The 5,357-nt window shown below is 69.4% G+C and carries 2 protein-coding genes and 1 pseudogene; 1 reads left to right on the top strand and 2 read right to left on the bottom strand.

The genetic code is table 11. The features are described 5' to 3' along the window. On the bottom strand, positions 1 to 2,547 hold a 2,547-nt coding region (locus Y694_RS19540), incomplete at its 3' end, for a zinc-dependent metalloprotease (RefSeq protein WP_036235586.1). A gap of 55 nt (positions 2,548 to 2,602) precedes the next feature. Next, positions 2,603 to 4,268, bottom strand: a pseudogene (ettA, locus tag Y694_RS19535) (energy-dependent translational throttle protein EttA). A 179-nt stretch (positions 4,269 to 4,447) separates the two neighbouring features. On the opposite strand from ettA, the gene Y694_RS19530 reads away from it, so the two are divergent. Beyond that, positions 4,448 to 5,266: a quinoprotein dehydrogenase-associated SoxYZ-like carrier gene (locus Y694_RS19530; protein ID WP_036235587.1), complete on the top strand. Its 819-nt coding sequence runs from the start codon at positions 4,448 to 4,450 to the stop codon at positions 5,264 to 5,266. Positions 5,267 to 5,357 lie beyond the last annotated feature (91 nt).

Here is a 5,357-nt window from a genome sequence, read left to right as displayed (position 1 = left end):
CTCCATCTGCGCCAGCAGCGTGCGCGATTGCGCGCGCAGCAGGCTGCGGGCATCGGCCCGGCTGAGCGCGCCCGGCCGCAACAACAGCGCGGCGACGCGGTTCACATGCTCGCGCTGCAGTTCGCGGCGCGGCGGCGCGATGTCGCCACCGGCGCGCAACTCACTCCACACGTCGCGCGTGAGGCGCTGGTAGAGCTCGGCGAGCGGCAAGGCGTCGGCGGCGCTGCTGGCCTTGCCCTGGCTGTCGAGCAGGCGCGCGGCCACCGCGTCGCTCATCAGCTGGTTCAGCACATTGCGCTGCAGTTCGAGCACCGCGCCGACCAGCGAGTAATCGGTGGCGATCTGCGTCTCGCCGCTGAAGACCGCGTCGGTGCGCTCTGCGAAATCGGGCGCCAGCCGGCGCTGCAGGGTCGGCGAGAGGCGGATGCTGTCGGCCGCCAGCAGGCCGCGCGACAGCGTGTCGAGCGCCAGGCGCTGCTGCGCGGCCGGCAGCGGCTGCAGCGGGTCTCGCCCGCTGCCCGGCGCATCACGCAGCGTCCGCACGCCGCCGATCTGGCGCGCCAGCACGGTCGCGGCACGGCCCAGATCGCGCAGCGCATAGCTGACCGAGCGCCGCAGCACCGGGTAGTCGCTGCCCGGAGGCAGCGCGCGCCGCTCTTGGCGCGCCAGCAGGTCGCGCGCGATCGCGAAGCGCTTGCTGGCGAAGGCCACCGGATCGTCGCCGAGGTCGAACTGCAGCGCCTCGGGGTCGATGCCCAGCGCGTTGTCCTCGTCGGTGCCGTAGGCCAGCTCGGGTTCGGCGCTGCGGGCGGCGATGCGCGACAGTTCGGCCGCCTCGTCGGCCGCGGAGAGCGGCTTGTAGCCGTACTCGATGGCCCAGTAGTCGTAGGGACCGAGCGTGGTCTGGAACGGCACGCCGCCGGCCTGGCCGGGCGCCGGCAGGTTGACGGCGGCGTACTCCATCACCGAGCCGGTCAGCGCATGGTCGGCGGTGAAGGCCGGGTCGGACAGCTGCGCCTCGCCGTAGACCCGGGAGGCACGGAAGTTGTGGCGCAGCCCCAGCGTGTGGCCGACCTCGTGCATCGTCACGTCCTTCAGGTAGGCCAGCACGTAGGCCTCGGTGTCGAGGCTGCCGGGATCGAGTTCGCCGCGCGCCTCGAGCACGTCGAGCGCGTAGCCGAGCTGCTCGGCGGCGCCATCGGCGTGAGTGCAGGCAGCGGCGTCATGCCCCGCATGCGTGTCCGGGCCCTGACCGATCGCGAGCACCTGGGCGCGCTCGGTGCGGCGGTTGCGCGAGGACAGGCTCTCGATGCCGATGTCGGCATCGACGATTTCGCCGCTGCGCGGATCGACGTGGCTCGGGCCGATGGCGCCGAAGGACGGTGCCGCGTTGGTCATCCAGCGCACCGAGGCGCGGTTCACGTCCAGCGTGTCGAAGTCGGCATCGTCGGGCTGCACCTCGACGCGAATCGCATCACGGAAACCGATGCGCTCGAAGGCCTTGTTCCACTCCAGGATGCCGGCGCTGATGGCGCCGCGGTACTTGTCCGGGATGCTGCGGTCCAGCCAGTAGGTGATGGGCTTGACCGGCTCGGACAGCGCCGCCGCCGGGTCCTTCTTCTCCAGACGCCAGCGGTTGACGAAGCGCTGGCGCGGCGAGCGCGCGAGGTCGTCGCTGAAATCGCTGCGCACGCTCTGGAAGTAGCCGATGCGGGGATCGGAGGCACGCGGCGCCATCGGCTGCTCGGGCAACCGGGCCAGCGCGTAGTAGACGGTGACGAACAGGCTGCGTGCGTCGGGCACGGTGCCGGGCGTGCTCGGCACCACCGTCGCGCCCGGCTGGGCCTGGGCGATGCGGGCGGTGGCGTAATGCCCCAGCACCTCGAAGCTCACCGCGTCGGGCAGCGCGCGCTCCTTGCCGATCGCGGAGTTGCGCGCCTCGAAGGCGTAGCCTTGGCGGTAGCTGCGGTCCAGCGTCGAGGCAATGCCCAGCAGATCGCCGACGAACAGCGCATTGAGCTCGACCAGCACCGACTTGCGTTGCGGGTGCGGCTGGCTGGCCACCGGCGCGCTGGTGACGAGGCTCGGCGAGAACGCCGCCTGCACCGCACGGCCGGTCGGCGTGCCCGTGGCGGCGGTGTACGCGAGGTTCGGCGCGATCAACTGCACCTGATTGTTGAGCCGGCGGAACTCGACGATGCGCGGGCTGCTGGCCATCAGGCCGCCGAACAGCCCGGCCTCGCCGATGCCGGTGGCCAGCTTGGGCGAAAAGAAGTAAGGCCGGTTCAGATCCTCGGGCTTCAGCTCGAGCCAGAGCTTGTCCTCCTTGCGCCACAGCGTGAACAGGCCTTCGCTGGCCTTGGCGTCCTTCACCACTGTCGCGAAGGCCGGCGGCGCACCGGGTGCCGGTGCAGGCGCCGAAGCGGCCCCCGCGGCGGCCGGTGGCGCCGCCGCCGCACCGGCCTGTGCCGCCAGCCCCAGCGATGCGCAGCCGGACAGCAGCAGTGCACCCGCCAGCAACAGCACCGGAACGCGCAGGAACTTCATGCTCGACGGGATTGCGGCGCCGCACCGCGCCCGTTGCGGGCGCGAGGCCTTCGCCTCAGACGCTCAGCGCCTTGAAACGGATGCGCTTGGGCTTGGCGCCCTCCTCGCCCAGGCGCTTCTTCTTGTCGGCCTCGTACTCCTGGTAGTTGCCGTCGAAGAAGAACCATTTCGAATCGCCCTCGCAGGCCAGGATGTGGGTGGCGATGCGGTCGAGGAACCAGCGGTCGTGCGAGATCACCATCACGCAGCCGGCGAACTCGAGCAGCGCGTCTTCCAGCGCACGCAGCGTCTCCACGTCGAGGTCGTTCGACGGTTCGTCGAGCATCAGCACGTTGCCGCCTGTCGCCAGCGTCTTGGCCAGGTGCAGGCGTCCGCGTTCGCCGCCCGACAGGTTGCCCACCAGCTTCTGCTGGTCGTTGCCCTTGAAGTTGAAGCGCCCCAGGTAGGCCCGCGACGGCACGACGAACTTGCCGATCACCAGGTTGTCGAGACCGCCTGACATGTCCTGCCACACGGTCTTGTCGCCTTCCAGCGTCTCGCGGGTCTGCTCGACGAAGGCCATCTTGACGGTCGCGCCGACCTTCACGTTGCCCGAGTCCGGCTTCTCCTTGCCGGCGATCATGCGGAACAGCGTGGACTTGCCCGCACCGTTCGGGCCGATGATGCCGACGATCGCGCCGGCCGGTACCTTGAAGCTCAGGTTGTCGATCAGCACCCGGTCGCCGAAGCTCTTGGTGACGTTCTCGAACTCGATGACCTCGTTGCCCAGGCGGTCGGCCACCGGGATGAAGATCTCGTTGGTCTCGTTGCGTTTCTGATATTCGACGTCCGACAGTTCCTCGAAGCGCTGCAGGCGTGCCTTGCTCTTGGCCTGGCGCCCCTTGGCGTTCTTGCGGACCCACTCGAGCTCCTGCTTCATCGCCTTGGTGTGGGCATCCTCGGCCTTCTGCTCCTGCTCGAGGCGGGCTTCCTTCTGCTCGAGCCAGTCGGAGTAGTTGCCTTCCAGGGGATGCCGCGGCCGCGGTCGAGCTCCAGGATCCACTCGGCGGCGTTGTCGAGGAAATAGCGATCGTGGGTGATGCCGACCACGGTGCCGGGGAAACGCTTGAGGAACTGCTCCAGCCAATCGACCGATTCGGCGTCGAGGTGGTTGGTCGGTTCGTCGAGCAGCAGCATGTCGGGCTGGCTCAGCAGCAGCCGGCACAAAGCGACGCGACGCTTCTCGCCGCCCGAGAGCTTGCCGATCACGGCGTCCCAGGGCGGCAGGCGCAGCGCGTCGGCGGCGATCTCGAGCTGCAGGTCGGTGTTCTCGCTGCCGGCGGCAGCGATCACGGCCTCCAGCTCGGCCTGCTCGGCGGCCAGCTTGTCGAAGTCCGCATCCGGTTCGGCGTACTCGGCATACACCTCGTCCAGGCGCTTCTTGGCGGCCAGCACGCCGCCGATGCCTCCTCGACCGCCTGACGCACGGTCTGCTCCGGGTTGAGCTGCGGTTCCTGCGGCAGGTAGCCGATCTTGATGCCGGGCATGGGCACGGCCTCGCCCTCGATCTCGTTGTCGAGGCCGGCCATGATCTTCAGCAAGGTCGACTTGCCCGAGCCATTCAAGCCCAGCACGCCGATCTTGGCGCCGGGGAAGAAACTCAGGGAAATGTCCTTGAGGATCTGTCGTTTCGGGGGAACCGTCTTGCTGACGCGGTTCATCGTGTACACGTACTGGGCCATGTTCGGAGCGCTCTTCCCGGTCAAATTCTGTAAGGCGCAGCGTTTGCCGCGCGACCACGGTATTGTCGCCGACGGCCCCTGCGGCAGCGGGGATCAGGGATCAAACCACTGACAAGCGCCGGTCCTGGGCGCATGATCCGACGATCGAACAGCCCTCGATGGCGCTTCTGGAGACACGCATGACGACCCTCACCCGAAGGATGCTCCTCGGCTTGGCAGCCCTGGGCCTGTACACCGGCCCGGCCTCGTCGGCCGACGACAACGCGGACAACGAGCGCTGGCAGGCGGTGCGCAAGTCGCTGTTCGCGGACCGCCCGATCTCCGAGGACGCGCGCGGCATCGTCGAACTCGACACCCCGGTCCGGGCGGCCGACGCGGCGGTGGTGCCGATCGCCATCCGGACCCAGCTGGTGCAGAGCCCGGCGCGCTACATCCGCAAGCTCTGGCTGGTCATCGACGGCAACCCGTCGCCGGTCGGCGCGGTGTTCAGCTTCACGCCCGAGAGCGGGCGAGCCGATCTGGAAACCCGCGTGCGCATCGAGGAGTACACCCATGTCCGGGCCATCGCCGAGCTGAGCGACGGCAAGCTGGTGATGGACAAGCGCTTCGTCAAGGCGTCCGGCGGCTGTTCGGCACCCGCCGGCAAGGACCTCGCCGAGGCGATGGCCTCGATCGGCCGGATGAAGCTGCGCGTCGAGGGCGAACCGGTCGCCGGCCAGCCGGCGCTGGCGCAGTTGATGGTGAGCCACCCCAATGTGTCCGGCCTGGCGATCGACCAGCTCACGCGTCTGGCGCCGCGGCCGCACTATGTGCGCAGCATCAGCGTCACCTACGCCGGCCGGCCGGTGATGAGCGCCGACGTCGATTTCACGATCAGCGAGAACCCCTCGCTGCGCTTCTACTTCGTGCCACGCGGCGACGGCGAACTGAAGGCCCAGGTCGTCGACAGCAGCGAGCGCACGTTCGAGAGCGTGCTCCCCGTCCACTCGAAGTCCTGAGGCCGTGGCGGACACGCCCGGCCCGCCCGGCGACGCACTGCAGCCGGTGGCCGGCGGCGGCCTGCTGGGCCGGCGCGCACTGCTGACGCGC

Origin of the sequence: Methylibium sp. T29-B, from assembly GCF_000576225.1 — a bacterium.
Classification (GTDB): Bacteria; Pseudomonadota; Gammaproteobacteria; order Burkholderiales; family Burkholderiaceae_C; genus Methylibium; species Methylibium petroleiphilum.
Note: the sequence above shows the minus strand (reverse complement) of the source record. Positions and strands in the feature narration are given on the sequence as shown.

What these genes read in the sequence shown, in the direction of transcription:
- Y694_RS19530 (WP_036235587.1), top strand. Translation starts at nt 4,448, where the DNA reads ATGACGACCCTCACCCGAAGGATGCTCCTCGGCTTGGCAGCCCTGGGC.